19 protein-coding genes and 1 pseudogene are annotated in these 20916 nt (G+C 69.1%); 4 read left to right on the top strand and 16 right to left on the bottom strand.

Features of this window, described 5'->3' with window-relative positions; all coding sequences use genetic code 11:
• Positions 1–10: 10 nt before the first annotated feature.
• From nuoK to ACIQRL_RS34300, 11 genes are read right to left on the bottom strand one after another with little or no spacing between them, the layout of a single operon-like run.
• A complete protein-coding gene (gene nuoK / locus ACIQRL_RS34350; RefSeq protein WP_355840740.1) occupies positions 11–310 on the bottom strand; it encodes an NADH-quinone oxidoreductase subunit NuoK in 300 nt (99 codons plus the stop codon).
• Complete coding sequence (locus tag ACIQRL_RS34345; protein ID WP_401338922.1) at positions 307–1122, bottom strand: NADH-quinone oxidoreductase subunit J; 816 nt, start codon at positions 1120–1122, stop codon at positions 307–309. The genes nuoK and ACIQRL_RS34345 overlap by 4 nt, the downstream gene beginning before the upstream one ends.
• Positions 1119–1748 carry an NADH-quinone oxidoreductase subunit NuoI gene (nuoI, locus tag ACIQRL_RS34340; RefSeq protein WP_401338920.1) on the bottom strand — a complete coding sequence of 210 codons (630 nt, stop codon included), beginning with the start codon at positions 1746–1748 and terminating at the stop codon, positions 1119–1121. The genes ACIQRL_RS34345 and nuoI overlap by 4 nt, the downstream gene beginning before the upstream one ends.
• Positions 1741–3114 carry an NADH-quinone oxidoreductase subunit NuoH gene (gene nuoH, locus ACIQRL_RS34335; RefSeq protein WP_401338918.1) on the bottom strand — a complete coding sequence of 458 codons (1374 nt, stop codon included), beginning with the start codon at positions 3112–3114 and terminating at the stop codon, positions 1741–1743. Before nuoH ends, nuoI begins: the two co-directional genes overlap by 8 nt.
• Positions 3111–5615 carry an NADH-quinone oxidoreductase subunit G gene (locus ACIQRL_RS34330; RefSeq protein WP_401338917.1) on the bottom strand — a complete coding sequence of 835 codons (2505 nt, stop codon included), beginning with the start codon at positions 5613–5615 and terminating at the stop codon, positions 3111–3113. The genes nuoH and ACIQRL_RS34330 overlap by 4 nt, the downstream gene beginning before the upstream one ends.
• Positions 5612–6964 (bottom strand): NADH-quinone oxidoreductase subunit NuoF, encoded by a 1353-nt coding sequence (gene nuoF / locus ACIQRL_RS34325; RefSeq protein WP_401338915.1) that lies wholly within the window; start codon positions 6962–6964, stop codon positions 5612–5614. Before nuoF ends, ACIQRL_RS34330 begins: the two co-directional genes overlap by 4 nt.
• Positions 6961–7803: an NADH-quinone oxidoreductase subunit NuoE gene (gene nuoE / locus ACIQRL_RS34320; RefSeq protein ID WP_401338913.1), complete on the bottom strand. Its 843-nt coding sequence runs from the start codon at positions 7801–7803 to the stop codon at positions 6961–6963. Before nuoE ends, nuoF begins: the two co-directional genes overlap by 4 nt.
• Positions 7800–9140, bottom strand: a complete 1341-nt coding sequence (locus ACIQRL_RS34315) for an NADH-quinone oxidoreductase subunit D (RefSeq protein WP_401338912.1) — start codon at positions 9138–9140, stop codon at positions 7800–7802. The genes nuoE and ACIQRL_RS34315 overlap by 4 nt, the downstream gene beginning before the upstream one ends.
• Positions 9137–9877 carry an NADH-quinone oxidoreductase subunit C gene (locus ACIQRL_RS34310; protein WP_401338910.1) on the bottom strand — a complete coding sequence of 247 codons (741 nt, stop codon included), beginning with the start codon at positions 9875–9877 and terminating at the stop codon, positions 9137–9139. Before ACIQRL_RS34310 ends, ACIQRL_RS34315 begins: the two co-directional genes overlap by 4 nt.
• On the bottom strand, positions 9874–10428 hold the full coding sequence (locus ACIQRL_RS34305; RefSeq protein ID WP_003998928.1) for an NADH-quinone oxidoreductase subunit B family protein: 555 nt from the start codon (positions 10426–10428) through the stop codon (positions 9874–9876). The genes ACIQRL_RS34310 and ACIQRL_RS34305 overlap by 4 nt, the downstream gene beginning before the upstream one ends.
• Positions 10429–10442: 14 nt before the next feature.
• Positions 10443–10802, bottom strand: coding sequence for an NADH-quinone oxidoreductase subunit A (locus ACIQRL_RS34300; protein WP_037627175.1), 360 nt, complete (start codon positions 10800–10802; stop codon positions 10443–10445).
• 724 nt (positions 10803–11526) lie between these two features.
• Between ACIQRL_RS34300 and ACIQRL_RS34295 the strand changes: the two genes are divergently transcribed.
• The gene (locus ACIQRL_RS34295) at positions 11527–12360 is read left to right on the top strand and encodes a C40 family peptidase (RefSeq protein ID WP_401338907.1); all 834 of its coding nucleotides are present in this window, start codon (positions 11527–11529) and stop codon (positions 12358–12360) included.
• Positions 12361–12569: 209 nt separating this feature from the next.
• Entirely contained in the window at positions 12570–13196 is a 627-nt protein-coding gene (def, locus tag ACIQRL_RS34290) for a peptide deformylase (protein WP_401338905.1), read from the top strand.
• Between the two features lie 22 nt (positions 13197–13218).
• On the opposite strand, the gene ACIQRL_RS34285 is transcribed toward def, so the two are convergent.
• Positions 13219–14520 carry a geranylgeranyl reductase family protein gene (locus ACIQRL_RS34285; protein ID WP_401338903.1) on the bottom strand — a complete coding sequence of 434 codons (1302 nt, stop codon included), beginning with the start codon at positions 14518–14520 and terminating at the stop codon, positions 13219–13221.
• A gap of 98 nt (positions 14521–14618) precedes the next feature.
• Here ACIQRL_RS34285 and ACIQRL_RS34280 point away from each other — a divergent pair.
• Positions 14619–15111: pseudogene (locus tag ACIQRL_RS34280) on the top strand (GNAT family N-acetyltransferase).
• Positions 15112–15192: 81 nt separating this feature from the next.
• Positions 15193–15525, top strand: coding sequence for a PASTA domain-containing protein (locus ACIQRL_RS34275; RefSeq protein WP_401338901.1), 333 nt, complete (start codon positions 15193–15195; stop codon positions 15523–15525).
• Positions 15526–15670: 145 nt separating this feature from the next.
• On the opposite strand, the gene ACIQRL_RS34270 is transcribed toward ACIQRL_RS34275, so the two are convergent.
• From ACIQRL_RS34270 to ACIQRL_RS34255, 4 genes are all read right to left on the bottom strand, one after another.
• Positions 15671–16366: a demethylmenaquinone methyltransferase gene (locus ACIQRL_RS34270; RefSeq protein ID WP_261704917.1), complete on the bottom strand. Its 696-nt coding sequence runs from the start codon at positions 16364–16366 to the stop codon at positions 15671–15673.
• 242 nt (positions 16367–16608) lie between these two features.
• Positions 16609–18111, bottom strand: coding sequence for an acyltransferase family protein (locus ACIQRL_RS34265; RefSeq protein WP_401338898.1), 1503 nt, complete (start codon positions 18109–18111; stop codon positions 16609–16611).
• Positions 18112–20457, bottom strand: coding sequence for a bifunctional polysaccharide deacetylase/glycosyltransferase family 2 protein (locus tag ACIQRL_RS34260; protein ID WP_401338896.1), 2346 nt, complete (start codon positions 20455–20457; stop codon positions 18112–18114).
• 19 nt (positions 20458–20476) lie between these two features.
• Positions 20477–20908: a hypothetical protein gene (locus ACIQRL_RS34255; RefSeq protein ID WP_401338893.1), complete on the bottom strand. Its 432-nt coding sequence runs from the start codon at positions 20906–20908 to the stop codon at positions 20477–20479.
• Positions 20909–20916 lie beyond the last annotated feature (8 nt).

Below are 20916 nucleotides of genomic sequence, written 5' to 3'. Positions count from 1 at the left end.
CAGCGACCCCTTACAGCTTCATCAGGCTGGCGTCGTCGACCGAGGCCGAGTGGCGGGAACGGAACAGCGACACGATGATCGCGAGCCCGACCACGACCTCCGCGGCGGCGACGACCATCGTGAAGAAGGCGATGATCTGGCCGTCGAGATTGCCGTGCATCCGGGAGAAGACCACGAAGGTGAGGTTGCAGGCGTTGAGCATGAGCTCGATGCACATGAACACCACGATCGCGTTCCGCCTGATCAGCACACCGGTGGCGCCGATCGTGAACAACAGGGCGGCGAGATAGAGGTAGTTGACCGGATTCACTTGGACGCCTCCTCCGTCTTCGTGCGCTCCAGGCGCTCCTCGGCGCGCTGCTCCAGCGCCTTCAGGTCGTTCAGCGCCTCGGCCGACACGTCACGGATCTGCCCGCGGTCGCGCAGCGTCTTGCTGACGGTCAGCTCGGACGGAGTGCCGTCGGGCAGCAGGCCCGCGACGTCCACCGCGTTGTGCCGGGCGTACACACCCGGTGCCGGCAGCGGCGGTACGTGCTTGCCCTCACGTACGCGCTGCTCGGACAGCTCGCGCTGGGTCTTGGGCCGCTCGGTGCGCTCGCGGTGCGTCAGCACCATGGCACCGACGGCGGCCGTGATGAGCAGGGCGCCGGTGATCTCGAAGGCGAACACGTACTTCGTGAAGATGAGGGCGGCGAGGCCCTCCACGTTGCCGTTCGCGTTCGCCTTCGCCAGGCCGTTGAAGTCCTTGATCGACGCGTTGCCGATTCCGGCGAACAGTAGGACCCCGAAGCCGAGTCCGCAGACCAGGGCCAGCCAGCGCTGCCCCTTGATGGTCTCCCTCAGCGAGTCCGCCGCGGTGACACCGACGAGCATGACGACGAAGAGGAAGAGCATCATGATCGCGCCGGTGTAGACGACGATCTGGACGATGCCCAGGAAGTACGCGCCGTTGGCGAGGTAGAACACCGCCAGGATGATCATGGTCCCGGCGAGGCACAGCGCGCTGTGCACGGACTTCCTCATGAAGACGGTGCACAGGGCGCCGATCACCGCGATGGTGCCGAGCACCCAGAACTGGAATGCCTCTCCGGTGGAGGTGGAGTACGCGGCCAGGTCGGTCATGCCTTCTCCCCCTCTCCGGCGGCCGTACCCGAAGGAGTGGCCGAGGGGTGCGACTCGCCCTTGGAGACGGCCACCTGGCGCTCGGTTCCGGGCGCGGCCTCGGTCACCAGACCCCGGTAGTAGTCCTGCTCGTCCGTGCCCGGGAAGATCGAGTGAGGTGTCTCGACCATGCCCTCCTCCAGGCCGGCGAGCAGCTGCTCCTTGGTGTAGATGAGGTTGGCGCGGCTGCTGTCCGCGAGCTCGAACTCGTTCGTCATCGTCAGCGCGCGCGTGGGGCACGCCTCGATGCACAGGCCGCACAGGATGCAGCGGGCGTAGTTGATCTGGTAGACGCGACCGTAGCGCTCGCCCGGGGAGTAGCGCTCCTCCTCGGTGTTGTCCGCGCCCTCCACATAGATGGCGTCCGCGGGGCAGGCCCAGGCGCACAGCTCACAGCCGACGCACTTCTCCAGACCGTCAGGATGGCGGTTGAGCTGGTGCCGGCCGTGGAACCGCGGCGCGGTGGTCTTCTGCTGCTCCGGGTACTGCTCGGTCAGCCGCTTCTTGAACATGGCCTTGAAGGTCACGCCGAAACCGGCGACGGGGTTCTGGAAACCGGGTTTGGTCTCCTTCGGCTCCTCAGCCATCGGACCCCTCCTTTCCGTCACGAGATCCGGTAACCGGTCCATCACTCGCAGTATCGGACCCGCCACTGACAACCAGCTCCCGCTCACGGCGCGAACGGCGCCGCGGCACCGGCGGCAGCTCCTGGCCGGGCAGCGGGGGCACGGGGAATCCACCGGCCATCGGGTCGAAGGCGGCGGGCTCGGCGGGCGTCTCCTGAGCCCCCTGCTTGTCGCGGAAGATGTCCGCGATGAACGACAGCAACAGGAGGACGAGGACGCCTCCGCCGACGTACAGGGCGATGTTCGCGAAGGCCACGTGCTCGTTGCGCAGCGTCCGTACCGTCGCGACGAGCATCAGCCAGACCACGGAGACCGGGATGAGTACCTTCCAGCCGAGCTTCATGAGCTGGTCGTAGCGGACGCGCGGCAGCGTGCCGCGCAGCCAGATGAAGAAGAACAGCAGGAGCTGCACCTTCACCACGAACCAGAGCATCGGCCACCAGCCGTGGTTGGCGCCCTCCCAGAAGGTGCTGATCGGCCACGGGGCCCGCCAGCCGCCCAGGAAGAGCGTCGTCGCCACGGCCGAGACGGTCACCATGTTCACGTACTCGGCGAGCATGAACAGCGCGAACTTGATCGACGAGTACTCGGTGTTGAAGCCGCCGACGAGGTCGCCCTCGGACTCCGGCATGTCGAAGGGGGCGCGATTGGTCTCGCCGATCATCGTCACGATGTAGATGAGGAACGAGACCGGCAGCAGGACGATGTACCAGCGGTCGTGCTGCTGCTCGACGATCGTCGAGGTCGACATCGACCCGGAGTAGAGGAACACCGAGGCGAACGCGGCGCCCATGGCGATCTCGTACGAGATCATCTGCGCGCAGGACCGCAGACCGCCCAGCAGCGGATAGGTGGATCCCGAACTCCAGCCGGCGAGCACGATCCCGTAGATGCCCACCGAGGCCACCGCGAGGATGTAGAGCATCGCGATCGGCAGGTCGGTGAGCTGCATCGTGGTGCGCTGACCGAAGATCGAGACCTCGTCGTCCGCGGGCCCGAAGGGGATCACCGCGATCGCCATGAAGGCCGGGATGGCCGCGACGATCGGCGCGAGGACGTAGACCACCTTGTCCGCGCGCTTGACGATGAGGTCTTCCTTGAGCATCAGCTTCACGCCGTCGGCGAGCGACTGGAGCATGCCCCAGGGCCCGTGCCGGTTGGGGCCGATGCGCAGCTGCATCCAGGCGACGACCTTGCGCTCCCACACGATGGAGAAGAGCACGGTCACCATCAGGAAGGCGAAGCAGAACACCGCTTTGACGACGACCAGCCACCAGGGGTCGTTGCCGAACATCGAGAGGTCTTCAGCGGCGAGGTACGGCGTCATGCCTTCACCTCCTTGGGGGCCTCGGCGGCGATCGTCGCCGGGCCGATGCGGACGAGTGCGCCGGGCAGCGCGCCGGTGTCGGAGGCGACGCCCCCACCGGTCGAGTTCAGCGGGAGCCAGACCACGCGGTCGGGCATCTCGGTGATCTGCAGCGGGAGTTCGGCCACTCCGGCGGGACCCGTCACGGCGAGGACGTCGCCGTTCTTGACCCCGGCCTCGGCGGCCGTGGCGGCCGACACGCGCGCGTGTGCGGCGTGCCGGGTCCCGGCGAGCGCTTCGTCGCCCTCCTGGAGACGCCCCCGGTCGAGCAGCAGCCGGTGCCCGGCCAGTACGGCCTCTCCGGCTGCCGGACGGGGCAACTGCACCCCGGTCTCCAGGGGTTCGGTGGCACGCGGCCCGTCCCAGGCACCGAGCCGGTCGAGTTCCGCGCGCGTGGTGCGCAGATCCGGCAGCCCCAGGTGTACGTCCATGGCGTCGGCCAGCATCTGCAGGACGCGCGCGTCGGTGGGTGCCAGGGGCCGGGTCATCTGGTCGGGCTTGAGGGCTGCCTCGAAGGAGCGGACCCGGCCTTCCCAGTTGAGGAAGCTTCCGGCCTTCTCAGCGACCGCGGCGACCGGCAGGACGACGTCCGCGTGCTCGGTGACCTCACTGGGCCGCAGTTCGAGCGACACCAGGAAGCCCACCTCGGACAGCGCCGCACGCGCGCGTGCCGGGTCGGGAAGGTCGGCGACCTCCACGCCCGCGACCACCAGGGCCCGCAGTTCGCCGCCTGCGGCCGCCTCCACGATCTGGCCGGTGTCCCGGCCGTAGCGGTGCGGGAGTTCGGATACGCCCCAGGCGACCGCGACCTCGTCCCGCGCGCGCGGGTCGGTTGCCGGGCGTCCGCCGGGCAGCAGCGACGGAAGCGCGCCCGCCTCGATCGCGCCGCGCTCCCCGGCCCGGCGCGGGATCCACACCAGCCGGGCACCGGTGGCGGTGGCGGCCCGCACGGCGGCGGTCAGCCCGCCCGCCACGGCGGCCAGCCGCTCACCGACGGCGATCACCGCGCCCTCGGCGCGCAGCGCCTCGGCTGCCTTGGCCCCGTCGCCTTCCAGGCCGACACCGCTCGCGAGCGCGTCCAGCCACTCGGTCTCGGTGCCGGGCGCCGCCGGCAGCAGTGTGCCGCCCGCCTTCTCCAGGCCGCGTGTGGCGTGCGTGGCGAGGGAGAAGGTCTTCTGCCCGTGCCCGCGCCATGCCTTGCGCAGCCGCAGGAAGACGCCGGGCGCCTCCTCCTCCGACTCGAAGCCCGCCAGCAGGACGGCGGGCGCCTTCTCCAGAGAGGTGTACGTGACGCCCGTCCCGTCGAGGTCCCGGCCGCGTCCGGCAACCTTGGCGGCCAGGAAGTCGGCCTCCTCGGAGCTGTGCACGCGCGCGCGGAAGTCGATGTCGTTCGTGCCGAGGGCCACGCGCGCGAACTTGCTGTACGCGTAGGCGTCCTCGATGGCGAGCCGGCCGCCGGTGAGAACTCCGGCCCGGCCGCGGGCCGCCGTCAGCCCCTGCGCGGCGGCCTCCAGGGCCTCCGGCCAGGAAGCGGGCTCGAGGACGCCCTCGGCGTTGCGCACCAGGGGCGTGTCGAGGCGGTCGCGCTGCTGCGCGTACCGGAACCCGAACCGCCCCTTGTCGCAGAGCCATTCCTCGTTGACCTCGGGGTCCGGCGCCGCGAGGCGCCGCATCACCTTGCCGCGCCGGTGGTCGGTGCGCGTCGCGCAGCCGCCGGAGCAGTGTTCGCACACGGAGTGCGAGGAGATGAGGTCGAAGGGGCGCGAGCGGAAGCGATACGCCGCCGACGTGAGCGCGCCCACCGGGCAGATCTGGATCGTGTTCCCGGAGAAGTACGACTCGAACTTGTCGCCGTCACCGGTGCCGACCTGCTGGAGCGCGCCCCGCTCGATCAGCTCGATCATGGGGTCGCCCGCGATCTGGTTGGAGAAGCGGGTGCAGCGGGCGCACAGGACGCACCGCTCGCGGTCGAGCAGCACCTGTGTGGAGATGGGGACGGGCTTCTCGTACGTCCGCTTCCGGCCCTCGAACCGGGACTCGGACTGGCCGTGCGACATCGCCTGGTTCTGCAGGGGGCACTCGCCGCCCTTGTCGCAGACCGGGCAGTCCAGCGGGTGGTTGATGAGCAGCAGCTCCATCACACCGTGCTGTGCCTTCTCGGCGACCGGCGAGGTGAGTTGAGTCTTGACGACCATCCCGTCCGTACAGGTGATCGTGCAGGACGCCATGGGCTTGCGCTGGCCCTCGACCTCGACGATGCACTGGCGGCAGGCGCCGGCCGGGTCGAGGAGCGGGTGGTCGCAGAACCGGGGGATCTCGATGCCGAGTTGTTCGGCGGCCCGGATGACGAGGGTGCCCTTGGGCACGCTCATCTCGATGCCGTCGATCGTCAGCGAGACGAGATCCTCCGGCGGGACCGCCGCTTCCCCGCCTCCGGAGGGAGCGCTGGTGGTCACTGTCATGCGTTCACCTCCGTGTGCTTGTCCGCCCAGGCCGTGGACCTGGCCGGGTCGAAGGGGCAGCCGCGGCCCGTGATGTGCTGCTCGTACTCCTCGCGGAAGTACTTGAGCGAGGAGAAGATCGGCGAGGCGGCACCGTCGCCGAGGGCGCAGAAGGACTTGCCGTTGATGTTGTCGGCGATGTCGTTGAGCTTGTCGAGGTCGGACATGACGCCCTTGCCGGCCTCGATGTCACGCAGCAACTGCACGAGCCAGTACGTCCCTTCACGGCAGGGCGTGCACTTGCCGCAGGACTCGTGGGCGTAGAACTCGGTCCAGCGGGTGACGGCGCGGACGACACAGGTCGTCTCGTCGAAGCACTGGAGTGCTTTCGTGCCGAGCATGGAACCCGCGGCGCCCACTCCTTCGTAATCAAGGGGGACGTCGAGATGCTCGTCGGTGAACATCGGGGTCGAGGAGCCGCCCGGCGTCCAGAACTTCAGCCGGTGACCGGGGCGCATCCCGCCGCTCATGCCGAGGAGTTGACGCAGCGTGATGCCGAGCGGTGCCTCGTACTGGCCGGGACTGGCGACGTGGCCGCTGAGTGAGTAGAGCGTGAAGCCCGGAGACTTCTCGCTTCCCATCGACCTGAACCATTCCTTGCCATTTTGGAGAATTGCGGGAACTGACGCGATCGACTCGACGTTATTTACAACAGTTGGGCACGCATAGAGGCCCGCGACAGCAGGGAAAGGGGGGCGGAGCCGCGGTTGACCACGGCGGCCTTCGAGCGAGTCGAGCAGCGCGGTCTCCTCACCGCAGATGTACGCGCCCGCGCCCGCGTGCACGGTGAGCTGGAGGTCGAGTCCGCTGCCCAGGATGTTCTCGCCGAGGTAACCCGCCGCGTAGGCCTCGCGTACGGCCTCGTGCAACCGCCGCAGCACAGGGACCACTTCACCGCGGAGATAGATGAAGGCATGCGAAGACCGGATGGCATAGCACGCGATCACAATGCCCTCGATGAGGCTGTGCGGGTTCGCGAAGAGGAGCGGGATGTCCTTGCAGGTTCCCGGCTCCGATTCGTCGGCGTTGACAACTAGATAGTGGGGTTTTCCATCTCCCTGCGGAATGAACTGCCATTTCATTCCTGTCGGGAATCCCGCGCCGCCGCGGCCGCGCAGTCCGGAGTCCTTGACGTACGCGATCAGGTCGTCCGGTGACATGGCGAGTGCCTTGCGCAGGCCCTCGTACCCCTCGTGCCTTCGGTAGACGTCCAGCGACCAGGACCTGTCCTCGTCCCAGAAGGCCGACAGCACGGGTGCGAGCAGCTTTTCGGGACTTGTTTCGTTGATCTCGGCTGCCAAGGTCATCACTCCCCCTCCTCTGCCACGGGACCCGCCGGGTGGGACGGGTCGGAGGCCGACGTGTCCTGCGGCGCGTCGTGCGAGCTCGGGTGCTCGGCGGGCCGCTGGTTCTGAGGTGTGCCTCCGCCTCGCGGATGCACCACGCGCGCGGGGGCGCTCTCCCCCTTGGCCAGACGCAGTCCCACCAGTGAGGCGTGGCCCGCGCTGCCGCCGGCCTCCACCGCGCCCTCGCGCTCGTCGGGGAAGCCCGCCAGGATCCGGGCGGTGTCCTTGAAGGTGCACAGCCGGGCGCCGCGGGTCGGATCGACGTCCGCTCCCGCGCGCAGGTCGTCGACGAGACGCTTGGCCGAGTCGACGGTCTGGTTGTCGAAGAACTCCCAGTTGACCATCACGACCGGCGCGAAGTCGCAGGCCGCGTTGCACTCGATGTGCTCCAGGGTGACCTTGCCGTCACCGGTGGTCTCTCCGTTGCCGACGCCCAGGTGATCCTGGAGGGCCTCGAAGATGGCGTCGCCGCCCATGACGGCACACAGGGTGTTGGTGCAGACACCCACCTGATAGTCACCGCTCGGCTTGCGCCGGTACATCGAGTAGAAGGTCGCGACCGCGGTGACCTCGGCCGTCGTCAGACCCAGTACCTCCGCACAGAACCGCTGTCCCGTGCGCGTGACATGGCCCTCCTGCGACTGCACGAGATGCAGCAACGGAAGGAGCGCCGAGCGGGAGTCGGGGTAGCGGGCGATGATCTCGCGCGCGTCCGCCTCCAGCCGGGCCCGGACATCGGCCGGGTAGTCGGGCGCGGGCAGTTGGGGCATGCCCAGGCTGACGCCCTCGGGGGTGGTGGTCACCGGTCGACGCCTCCCATCACGGGGTCGATGGACGCGACGGCGACGATGACGTCGGCGACCTGGCCGCCTTCGCACATCGCCGCCATGGCCTGCAGGTTGGTGAAGGACGGGTCGCGGAAGTGGACCCGGTAGGGGCGGGTGCCTCCGTCGGAGACGACGTGCACCCCGAGTTCGCCCTTGGGCGACTCGACCGCCGCGTACGCCTGTCCCGGCGGCACGCGGAAACCCTCGGTCACCAGCTTGAAGTGGTGGATCAGGGCTTCCATGGAAGTGCCCATGATCTTCTTGATGTGGTCGAGCGAGTTGCCGAGACCGTCGGGGCCGAGCGCGAGCTGGGCGGGCCAGGCGATCTTCTTGTCGGCGACCATGACCGGGCCGGGCTGCAGCCGGTCCAGGCACTGCTCGATGATCCGCAGCGACTGGCGCATCTCCTCCAGGCGGATCAGGAAGCGCCCGTAGGAGTCGCAGGTGTCGGCGGTCGGGACCTCGAAGTCATAGGTCTCGTAGCCGCAGTACGGCTGCGTCTTGCGCAGGTCGTGCGGCAGACCCGCCGAGCGCAGGACCGGGCCGGTGGCACCGAGCGCCATGCAGCCGGCCAGGTCGAGGTAGCCGACGTCCTGCATACGGGCCTTGAAGATGGGGTTCCCGGTGGCGAGCTTGTCGTACTCGGGAAGGTTCTTCGTCATCTTCTTCACGAACTCGCGGATCTGGTCCACCGCCCCCGGGGGCAGGTCCTGGGCGAGTCCGCCGGGGCGGATGTACGCGTGGTTCATCCGCAGGCCGGTGATCAGCTCGTAGATGTCGAGGATGAGCTCACGGTCACGGAAGCCGTAGATCATGATCGTGGTGGCGCCCAGCTCCATGCCTCCGGTGGCGATGCACACCAAATGGGAGGAGAGTCTGTTCAGCTCCATGAGGAGGACGCGGATGATCGAGGCGCGGTCGGTGATCTGGTCCGTGATGCCGAGGAGTTTCTCGACGGCGAGGCAGTACGCCGTCTCGTTGAAGAACGGCGTCAGGTAGTCCATGCGCGTCACGAACGTGGTGCCCTGGGTCCACGTGCGGAACTCGAGGTTCTTCTCGATGCCGGTGTGGAGGTAGCCGATGCCGCAGCGGGCCTCGGTGACCGTCTCGCCGTCGATCTCCAGGATGAGCCGGAGCACGCCGTGGGTGGACGGGTGCTGCGGCCCCATGTTGACGATGATGCGCTCGTCGTCGGACTTGGCCGCCGACTGGGCGATCTCGTCCCAGTCGCCGCCGGTGACCGTATATACGGTGCCCTCGGTCGTCTCGCGGGCCGAGGCGGCTGATGCCCCGGAAGGGGTCTGCGTGCTCATGAGTACGACCTCCGCTGGTCCGGAGCCGGGATCTGGGCGCCCTTGTACTCGACGGGGATGCCGCCGAGGGGGTAGTCCTTGCGCTGCGGGTGGCCCTGCCAGTCGTCCGGCATCATGATCCGCGTCAGTGCCGGGTGACCGTCGAAGATCAGCCCGAAGAAGTCGTACGTCTCGCGCTCGTGCCAGTCGTTCGTCGGATAGACGGAGACGAGCGACGGGACGTGCGGATCCGCGTCCGGGGCACTGACCTCCAGGCGGATCAGCCGGTTGTGGGTGATCGAGCGCAGGTGGTAGACGGCGTGCAGCTCGCGGCCCTTGTCGTGCAGGTAGTGGACGCCGGAGACGCCGGTGCAGAGCTCGAACCGGAGAGCCGGGTCGTCGCGCAGGGTCTGGGCGACGCGGAGCAGGTACTCGCGTTCGACGTGGAACGTGATCTCGTCGCGGTCGACGACCGTCTTGTCGATCACGTTCTCCGGGACGAGTCCCTGTTCCTCCAGGGCGCCCTCCAGTTCGTCGGCCACCTCGTCGAACCAGCCACCGTAGGGGCGGGCGGCCGCGCCGGGGAGCCGGATCGAGCGGACCAGGCCGCCGTAGCCGGAGGTGTCGCCGCCGTTCTCGGCGCCGAACATGCCGCGCTGGACGCGGATCTCCTCGCCCTTGTCGCCCCGCTGGCCGGGAAGGTTGGAGGCGCCGAGGTCCTTCTCGGGGTTGACCCCGTTGCCGTTCGCGTCACTCACCGCAGCAGGCCCTTCATCTCGATGGTGGGAAGCGCCTTGAGCGCCGCTTCCTCCGCCTCGCGGGCCGCCTCCTCGGCGTTCACGCCGAGCTTGGAGGTCTGGATCTTCTGGTGGAGCTTGAGAATCGCGTCCATCAGCATCTCGGGGCGCGGCGGGCATCCGGGCAAATAGATGTCGACCGGGACGATGTGGTCGACGCCCTGCACAATGGCGTAGTTGTTGAACATTCCGCCCGATGACGCACAAACCCCCATGGAGATGACCCACTTGGGGTTGGGCATCTGGTCGTAGACCTGCCGCAGGACCGGCGCCATCTTCTGGCTCACCCGGCCGGCCACGATCATCAGGTCGGCCTGGCGGGGCGACCCGCGGAAGACCTCCATACCGAAGCGCGCCAGGTCGTAACGCCCGGCGCCGGTCGTCATCATCTCGATGGCACAGCAGGCGAGTCCGAATGTCGCGGGGAAGACGGACGCCTTGCGCACCCAGCCCGCGGCCTGCTCGACGGTGGTCAGCAGGAATCCGCTCGGCAGCTTTTCTTCGAGTCCCATGTCTTAAAGGCCCCTCAGTCCCATTCCAGGCCGCCGCGCCGCCATACGTACGCGTACGCCACGAAGACGGTGAGCACGAAGAGCAGCATCTCCACGAGCCCGAAAACACCCAGGGCGTCGAAGGTGACGGCCCAGGGGTAGAGGAAGACGATCTCGATGTCGAAGACGATGAAGAGCATCGCCGTCAGGTAGTACTTGATGGGAAAACGCCCGCCGCCGACCGGCGTGGGGGTCGGCTCGATGCCGCACTCGTACGCGTCGAGCTTGGCGCGGTTGTACCGCTTCGGACCGATCAGCGTGGCCATGACCACGGAGAAGATCGCAAAGCCTGCCCCGAGGGCTCCCAGTACGAGGATCGGCGCATACGCGTTCACGCTCCTCGCTCCTCTCAGTCGGCACTGACTGGTGGCGGTTTCGGCGAGCCTGCACCCCTGCCTCGCCAGCACCGTGGACCCCGCCCGTCCCGGCGAAGATCACGGACATGTGAAGCAGGTCACAAGCCCAACTGCCTCGCATCTTATGCCCGGCGGTCTGTGATCTGCGACACGGGGTATTGCACAAGCTTTGTGATCTCCACCACCTGACGAACGATCATGAAGTCGGATGAGAAGTGATCTTCACACGCGAAGCGTCAGGTCGGTCACCAGACGTGACATTTTCGTTCATCGCCGCAGGCCCAGGGGGGCGTCTCAATATCAAGAGACTTCCGCTGCATGCAAATTGGCGCTGGACGCACCCCCTTGATAGAGGGCCGCGTTCACACTTCAGGGGGACCGGTGGACGGATGTGGACACGTGCACGCGTTCACGAGCGGGGGCAGGCCGGGAGGCGGCCGGGGTTCACGCGCGGGACGCGGCGGCCCGAGTGACCGTTCCGTGACCTGCGCCACATCTACCTATGGGTCAGATAAGCCGGGCTTGGCCATCGGTTTCAACCGGTGGTAGGTGACGGGCAATCCGGACGTAATACCGAAAGGCCATGATCACGGGCTTGATGGACGGTGTCCGCAATGCCCGTTACGGCGTCAATAAAGAGTGACGCGCGACGAATTCGGCCGTCGATTGAACAACTGTGGCGCACCACACGTTTCTTGAAGGTATGAGGGAGCCCCTGGTACCGCTAGTACCCATGTCCCACACCGCACACATACGAAGCCACCGGAAACCCCGCCGCAACGCCCCGTCGCTCGCGATGCGCGCCGGAGTTGCCGGTGGCGTCCTCAGCACCCTGGCAGTGGCCGGGGCAGCGGGTTCGGCGAACGCCGCCGAGCCCGTGACGCAGACCCTGGAACTGCCGACCCTGACGGCCGATCTGGCCACTCAGGTCGCGCAGTCCGCGGACGCCACCCAGCAGACCGCGGCCAACTACGAGCTGCAGGCGGAGCGCGACGCGGCCGCCGCCAAGGCCGCCAAGCAGGCCAAGGCCGACCTGGCCGACGCCAAGAAGAAGGCGGAGGCCAAGCAGAAGGCCGAGGCCGCGCGCAAGGCCGCAGCGGCCGACGCCGTCTCGCGCTCCTCGGCGCGGACCGTCCTGTCCGCCAGCGCCTCCACGTCCACGAACGTCGCGGCCCCGGCCAGCGGCAGCGTCGCGACCGTGATCGCGTTCCTCAAGGCGCAGGTCGGCGACGCGTACGTCATGGGCGGCACCGGACCCAACGCGTGGGACTGCTCCGGCCTGGTGCAGGCGGCGTTCAAGCAGGTCGGCGTCGACCTGCCGCGTGTCTCTCAGGACCAGTCGGTGTCCGGTACGCCGGTTTCGCTGTCCAATGTTCAGGTCGGCGACATTCTGTACTGGGGTTCGGCGGGTTCGGCGTACCACGTCGGTGTGTACATCGGTAACGGGCAGTACCTGGACGCGGCCAACCCGTCCAAGGGTGTCGTGATCCAGGACCTTTCGGGCTACCCGGCGACGGGCGCGGTGCGCGTGCTCTGACCCGCGGGTGTCTTCCGGAGGGCCGCTTCCTGTGCGGGGAGCGGCCCTTCGGGCTGTCCGTGAGGCGGTTCTCCGGTGCCCGGTCCGGGAGGGGGTTCTCCTGGCTGTTCGGGCACGCCGTGCGGCGGCATGCGCCAGGGTGGGAACCGGCGCCGGAGGGTGGCGGACCGCCGCCGGCCGCGGTGCCCGCGCACCCGAAGGAGACAGCGATGCCCCGTGTGTTCGTCCAGGGAAGCCCGGTCGACTCGTACCCGCCTCTCACGCCGGAGGCCCGACGCGGAACGGTCCGGCGGATCACCGAGGTCGGGGAAGAGGTCCTGCACCGCCCCTGCCGGGACGTGACCGAGTTCGGCCCCGATCTCGCCGCGCTCATCGACGACATGTTCCTGACCATGTACGTCGCCGACGGCGCCGGCCTCGCCGCGAACCAGGTCGGTGTGGATCTGCGGCTCTTCGTCTACGACTGCCCCGACGACGACGGGGTCCGGCACGTCGGCCACATCGCCAACCCGGTCCTGGAGCGGCTCGCGCCCTCGGGCCGCCGCCTCCTCGACGAGGGCGAGGGGTGTCTGTCCGTCCCGGGGGCCGTCGTGGACGTACCCCGTCCCGACCGGGCCGTCGTGCGGGGCGTGGACAAGGACGGGAACCCGCTCGTCATCGAGGGGACGGGGTACTTCGCGCGCTGCCTGGAGCACGAGAGCGACCATCTCGACGGACAGGTCTACCTGGACCGGCTCTCCCGGCGGGACCGGAAGGACGCCCTGCGGCAGGTGGCCGAGCGGCGCGAGCGGGTGGTGGCCCGTCGCGCCGCCAAGGAGTCGGAGCTGTCCCGGTGACCGCTCGGGCGCCCCGGTCCGGTCAGGCCTTCGGGGCCACCTTCGAGAGGCCGTTGATGATGCGGTCCATCGCGTCGCCGCCCGTCGGGTCGGTGAGGTTGGCGAGCATCTTCAGCGTGAACTTCATCAGCATCGGGTGGCTCAGGCCGCGCTGGGTGGCGATCTTCATGACCTTCGGGTTGCCGATGAGCTTCACGAAGGCGCGGCCGAGCGTGTAGTAGCCCCCGTAGGTGTCCTTGAGGACCCGCGGGTAGCGCTGGAGGGCCAGTTCGCGCTGGCCCGGGGTGGCGCGCGCGTGGGCCTGGACGATGACGTCGGCGGCGATCTGGCCGGACTCCATGGCGTAGGCGATGCCCTCGCCGTTGAAGGGGTTCACCAGACCGCCGGCGTCACCCACCAGGAGCAGGCCCTTGGTGTAGTGCGGTTGACGGTTGAAGGCCATCGGGAGGGCGGCGCCGCGGATCGGGCCGGTCATGTTCTCGGGGGTGTAGCCCCAGTCCTCCGGCATCGAGGCGCACCAGGCCTTCAGGACCTCGCGCCAGTCCAGCTCCTTGAAGGAGTCAGAGGTGTTGAGGACCCCGAGGCCGACGTTCGAGGTTCCGTCGCCCATCCCGAAGATCCACCCGTAGCCGGGCAGCAGACGGTCCTCCGCACCCCGGCGGTCCCACAGCTCCAGCCACGACTCCAGGTAGTCGTCCTCGTGACGCGGCGAGGTGAAGTACGTACGGACGGCGACGCCCATCGGGCGGTCCTCGCGGCGGTGCAGGCCCATCGCGAGGGAGAGGCGGGTTGAGTTGCCGTCGGCCGCCACCACCAGGGGGGCGTGGAAGGTCACCTCCCGCTTCTCCTTGGAGTCGGCGTCGCCCAGCTTCGCGTGCACGCCGGTGATACGGCCGGTGCGGTCGTCGATGATCGGGGCGCCGACGTTGCAGCGCTCGTACAGCCGCGCGCCCGCCTTCTGCGCCTGCCGCGCCAGTTGCTCGTCGAAGTCGTCCCGCTTGCGCACGAGTCCGTAGTCGGGGAAGGAGGCGAGATCCGGCCAGTCGAGCTGGAGGCGCATACCGCCGCCGATGATGCGCAGGCCCTTGTTCCGGAGCCAGCCGGCTTCCTCGGAGATGTCGATGCCCATCGACACCAGCTGCTTGGTGGCGCGCGGGGTCAGCCCGTCACCGCAGACCTTCTCGCGCGGGAAGGCCGTCTTCTCCAGGAGCAGGACGTCGAGCCCCGCCTTCGCCAGGTAGTACGCGGTGGTGGAACCGGCTGGCCCGGCCCCGACGACGATGACGTCGGCGGTGTTTTCGGAGAGGGGTTGGGGCTCGGTCACGGCGGGGTCTCCCCAAGACTCGAAATCAACGTGCCGACGGGCACTGGACATGGGCAGTCTATGCAGCGGTACCGATCACCCGGCTGAAGGGCTGCCCCGTGAACCGAGCTCTGCCCGATGTACGACTGCGCGTCCCCACCGACGAGGACGCTCTCGCGTGGCACCGGGTCTTCGACGACCCCGAGGTCATGGAGTTCCTCAGGGGCCACGCGGCCGAGCCGTCCGTGTACGAGGAACTGACAGCGCGCCAGCGGCGGCACGACGCGGAGTACGGGTTCTGCCTGTGGACAATGGTCGGCCCCGGGGACGAGGTGCTGGGCTTCACGGGCGCGCAGCCGTGGCCACACGCGTGGGGGCCGGCCGGACAGATCGAGATCGGCTGGCGGCTGGGGCAAGGGATACGTCATGGCGGCGGCCCGGACCACTCTGGAGCGGGTCCGCGCGGCGGGCGTCACGGACGTCGTCGCGGTGGTCAACGCGGCCAACGCCCGTTCCATCGCGGTGACCCAACGGCTCGGCATGGAGCTCGCGGAGCGGTTCGCACTGCCCTCGTCGACGCAGGAGGGCCACTGCTACCGACTGGCCCTCTGAAGGAGTCCGGCAGGCCTTCTCACGGCTTCCGGAAGGGCACGGGCGAGGCTTACGCTTCCGGTACCGCTGGGGGTGACGTCTGTGCGCAAAACACCCAAGACACCCGAAGTGCGCGTACCGCGGCTCGTCGGTCTGATGGCCGTGGACGCGCGTGAGACGGCAGAGGCGCGAGGTGTACTGCTCGCCGCGCCCGACCGGCCCGACTTCCATCGGACGGTCGTCGACTACGTCGTACGACAATTTCCGCAGCCCGGGGCCGAAGTGCCGCGCGGAGCCGTCGTCACCGTGTGGTTCGACCTCGGGGACGCGGAGGGCGGCGCCGGAGTGCGTGAACCCCGGCCGCCCTTGCCGCCGTCGGGCGGGCTCCGCCGCGAACTCGACCAGCCGGGCGACCCGTTCGAGATCCTCAGGTAGCCGGCCGGTTCTCAGGTGCCCGGTTCTCGGGTGGCCGGTTCTCCGGTATCCGGTCCTCGGGTGGCCGGTCCTCAGGTCTCGGGTGGCCGGTCCGGGCTGCCGTGCCGGTCCGGGCTGCCGTCGGGGTGTGGGCGGGCCGGGCCGTTCAGGCCTGCTTGTAGCCCCGGTGGAGGGCCACGATGCCGCCCGTCAGGTTGCGCCAGGCCACCTTCGACCAGCCGGCCTTCTGCAGCCGCTCGGCCAGTTCCGGCTGGGTCGGCCAGGCGCGGATGGACTCGGCGAGGTAGACGTACGCGTCAGGGTTGGAGGAGGCGGCACGGGCGACCGGGGGCAGCGCGCGCATCAGGTACTCGGTGTAGACCGTGCGGAACGGCGCCCAGGTCGGGTGCGAGAACTCGCAGATCACGACACGCCCGCCGGGCTTCGTCACGCGGTACAGCTCGCGGAGCGCGGTGTCGGTGTCCTGCACGTTGCGCAGCCCGAAGGAGATCGTGACGGCGTCGAACGTGTCGTCCTTGAAGGGCAGCCTGGTCGCGTCACCGGCCGTCAGCGGCAGCCAGGGGTGGTTTCGCTTGCCGACGCGGAGCATCCCGAGGGAGAAGTCGCAGGGGACGACGTACGCGCCGGTGCGGGCGAAGGGGAGCGACGAGGTCGCCGTGCCGGCCGCGAGGTCGAGGATCTTCTGTGCGGGGCGCGCGTCGACCGCCTTGGCGACCTCCTTGCGCCACACCCGGTCCTGGCCGAGCGACAGCAGGTCGTTCGTCAGGTCGTACCGTTCCGCCACGTCGTCGAACATCGAGGCGACTTCGTGCGGCTGCTTGTCCAGGGATGCGCGGGTCACGGTCCCATTGTGGCAGTACGGGCCGGTCGACTCTCCGGCGCCCGGCCGCAGATTCGGGCGCTGTCGGGGCCACCTGTTCGGGACGCTCCCTCCGGGTGGTTCTTCGAGCAGGTCAGAGCCTGCTTCCGGGGTACAGGGAAGCGCCGCACCCGCCCCCTTGAACCTGGGGAGGGTAGGGCGCCTTCCGGCTGTCACCGGGGTTCCCCTCGTGGTCGGCCCGCCCGGAGCCCGCGGGGCGGTCGTCACGGCAGCAGGCGGGGCTTCTTTCGGGCTGCCGCGTCCTCGACCCAGCCGAACAGGGGGATCGCGATCCAGATCAGGGCCCAGCCGATCGCGAACATGAACCACTGGCTCTCCAGGGGCAGCCATTTCTCGAAGGCCGGCACGTTCCAGAACTGGTCGATCAGCGGGACGGCCAGTATCAGCGCGATCTCGTGCCAGAGGTAGATCGTCACCGCACGCGCGTTGAAGATCGTCACCGTGCGGTCGAGCCGCCTGAAGCGCGCGAGCCACGCGAAGTCGACGTCGTAGTACGCCTTGAAGTACATCAGCAGCGTCACGAAGCCCGCCGACCAGAAGGCCTGGGCGAGGGGGACCTCATCCAGGTCGTAGGTGCCGAACTCCGCCTGGTGCGCCAGGGCGTACCAGGCGCCGTACGCGAGGGCCGCCAGCGAGGCGAGGACCACCGCGGCCGGCTTCAGGCGCTGGAGCACGCCCTCGCGGTGCGCGAAACCGACGAGCCAGCAGAAGAGGTAGGTGGCGAGGTCCGTGAGGGCGCTGCCGAAGCGGTCGTACGACGGCTGCCAGCCGTACTGGAAGACCACGATCGGGACGAGCGAGAGCAGCAGCACCGGGATCGGGGCCTTGCGGAAGATCTTCAGGAGCAGCGGGGAGAGCAGGACGAACCAGAGGTACGTCCGCAGGTACCAGAGGATCTCCCAGGCCTGCACGCCCCACTGGTCGCCCGGCGGATCGCCGACCGGGACGACCCAGAACACGATCTGCCAGCCCGGCATCCAGCCGTGGATCAGCATCGCCGTCACGACGAAGAAGCCCCAGAACCAGAACGGCGGCAGCAGTCGCCGCATCCGGCTTCTGACCACCTTGAACGCGGGGCGTTCCAGGGACTTGGCCATCAGCGTCCCGGCGAGCGCGAACATCACGGCCATCGACGGGAAGACCAGGCCGGCCCAGGCCCAGCCGAAGGTGTGGTAGGTGACGACGCGGACCAGGGCGACGGCGCGGAGGGCGTCGAAATAGCGGTCGCGGCCCCCGGCGCCTCTCGCCTTCGCTGACGCGTCGGCCGTGTCCGTCGCTGGCGCTGCTTCCGTCGCTGTCCCCGCGCCCGCCCCCGCCCCCGTCGCCGTCGCCGTCGCCGTCGGGGCAGACTCCTCCGGAGAGGTCTCGGGAGGAGCCTGGGGAGCGATCCGGGGTGGGGCCTCGGGACCGTACTGCCACTGTTCCTCGTACGGCACCGGCTGTTCGTACGGCGCCGGCTCCTCGTACGGGACCGGTTGCTCGTACGGAACCGACTGCTCGTACGGGACCGGCTCCTCGTATCCGATCGGCTGTTGGTAGGGCACCGGTCGTTGGTACTGCGTCGGCTGCTCGGGCCGCTGTCCGTACGGCCGGGGCTGGTCGTACGGCTGCCCGTACCCGGGGTCATAGCCGGGGTCGTACCCGTATCCGGGGCCGTATCCGTAGTCGTAGCCCTGCTGTCCCTGTTGTTCCGCGCCCCAGGTCATCTAGCTCACTCCTGCCGGGGTTCCGACCTCGCCCGTGCGCTTGAGCTTCTGCCAGCGGAGGCGGCCGCCGGTCAGGGCCGTGACGCAGGAGTGGATCAGAACCAGGTACATCATCTGGCGGTAGGCGAGTTGCTGCAGCGGCAGCATCGCGAGGTAGCGGTACTTCTCCCGGTCGAGCCGGAACGCGTAGGCCGCGCAGACCAGTTGGACCGCCAGGACGGCCAGCCAGGCGAGAAGCGCGGCCCGGAAGTCCACGAAGATCATCGAGTAGACGGTGAACACGTCGATGAGCGGCGCGAACACCGGCGTGACGATCTGGAAGAGGACCACCAGCGGCATTCCCACGCGGCCGAAGCGGCCCGAAGGCCCCCTGTCCGTCAGGGACTTGCGGTGCTTCCACAGCGCCTGCATGGTGCCGTAGCTCCAGCGGTAGCGCTGCGACCAGAGCTGCCTGAACGAACCGGGCGCCTCCGTCCAGGCCTTGGCGTGCTCCTGGTAGACGACCCGCCACCCCGCCCGGTGCATGGCGATGGTGATGTCGGTGTCCTCGGCGAGCGTGTCCTCGCTCATGCCGCCCACCTCCAGCACCGCGTCCCGGCGGAACGCGCCGATGGCGCCCGGGATGGTGGGCATGCAGCGCAGCAGGTCGTACATGCGGCGGTCGAGGTTGAAGCCCATCACGTACTCGATGTGCTGCCAGGCGCCGATCATGGTGTCGCGGTTGCCGACCTTGGCGTTGCCCGCGACGGCCCCGATCTCCGGGTCGGCGAAGGGCTGCACGAGCTGGTGCACGGCGTCCGGCTCGAAGACGGTGTCGCCGTCCATCATCACGACGATGTCGTAACGGGCGTTGCGGACGCCGTTGTTGAGCGCTGCGGGCTTGCCCGCGTTCTCCTGCCGGATGACACGGACGTTCGGCATGCCGAGCGACTCGGCGATCTCGGACGTGTTGTCCTCGGAACCGTCGTCGACCACGATGATCTCGATCGGGTGCGTGCTCCTCGCCAGCGACCTCAGGGTGTTGGCGATGCATTCCTTCTCGTTGTACGCGGGCACGATCACGGTCACCGGCCGGGTGACCGTCGGCCCCCAGCTGAACCTCCCGCCCCGGCCGCGGCCTCGGTTGCGCTGCCGGTGGTGGCGGCGGGCGAGGACCAGCATCATCGCGAACCGGCCCATGACGGCGACGCCGACGACGACGAGGAACCAGGACAGCGCCGGTACGACCCATTCGGCGACCGCCACGGCGTAGACGAGCGCCTTGCCCTCGTAGAGGGTCGCGCCGGTGGCCTTCCGCTGGGCGGCCTGCGCGGCCCCGCTCGCGGTGCCGCCCGCCACCGAACCGGGGCCCGTCCGCTGCCCGTTCGCCTGTCCGCCGTTCGCCTGTCCGCCGTTCGCCCGCTGCCCGGGAGACAGGGTCGAACCGGTGGCCGTTCCGGTACCGCCGGCCCGGGACGCGGACCGGTTCAGTTCGGCCTGGGCGCCGCTGACCGTGGTGAAGGTGTAGCCCTTCGCCTTCATCTTCTTGATGTACGTGCCGAGCGCCTCGATCGTCTGCGAGCGGTCGCCGCCCGCGTCGTGCATGAGGACGATGGCACCCTGGTTGTTCTTCGGAGTCGCCCACTGGACGATCTTCGAGACGCCCGGCTTCTTCCAGTCGTCGCTGTCGGTGTCGACGAAGACGCTGGTGTAGCCGAGGCCGCCGAGCTCCTTGTAGACGGGCCAGCTGTAGTTGTCGACGGCGCTGATCTCCGACGAGTACGGGGCGCGGAACAGCGTGGTGGTGACGCCTGCCGCGCCCGCGAGGGCCAACTGGGTCTGCTTCAGCTCGCGTTGGAGGCGCGCGCTGCTCTGGTAGGAGAGGTCGACGTGGGTGAAGGTGTGGATGCCGACCTCGTTGCCCTGGTCCACCAGGGTCTTCACCACGTCCGGGTAGCGGGAGATCATCGAGCCGACCATGAAGAAGGTGGCCTCGACGTCGTTCTTCTCAAGCACCTTGAGGACTTCGGGCGTCCAGTTCGCGGTCGGCCCGTCGTCGAAGGTCAGCACGATGGTCTTCTTCGGCACGGACTGCGTCCTCGCCGCACCGTTGGCGAAGGTCAGGATGGGCCCGCCGTCGAGGATCTTCTCGGGGACCTTGTCGTAGGCCGCGCCGTCGCGCACCCGGGCGTCGTTGCCGATCTCGGAGCGCAGATAGCCGTCGAGCAGCATCACGCTGACGAGTGCCAGCAGGAGCAGCAGGGCGAGGATGACACGGGGTTTCTGCAGCGCCGCGGCCTTGCCAGCGGCCCGCTCCATCCGGGAGGGGGCGCGCCGGCGGCCGCGCGCGGGCGTCGTCGTGGTCATGGGAGTGGGTCCGCCTCCGTCAGTTGGCGCCGGTGGAGGCGGACGCCCCGGCGGTCGCCGTGGCAGCGGAGGAGGGCGCGGACCCGGTGGGCGGACCCGACGGCGGGGTGCCGGTGGGCGCTCCGGTCGGGGCGCCGCCCGGTACGCCGCTGGGGGCGAGGCCGCCCTGCTGGATGCCGTAGCCACCGCCGGGTACGGCGCCGGCCCGGCCGCCGTCGAAGGGGAGGAGCGAGGACGGCGTCAGCGAGGTGCCCCAGCCCATGAAGGCCATGCCGAGCACGACGGCGTAGCCGAGGCAGACGACGCCGACGAGCATGCCGATTCTGCTCAGCAGGCGGGCGCGGCGCCCGGAGTTGTCAACGAACACGGGGCCGTCCACGGTCCCGCCACCGCGTTTGCGGCGGCGGCCACGGACCTGGGCGTGGTTTTCGATGGCGGACTCGGATTGCATTCCGCAGA

It is taken from the genome of Streptomyces sp. NPDC091209 (assembly GCF_044757755.1).
Classification (GTDB): Bacteria; Actinomycetota; Actinomycetes; order Streptomycetales; family Streptomycetaceae; genus Streptomyces.
This window is presented reverse-complemented; position numbering and strand designations above follow the sequence as displayed.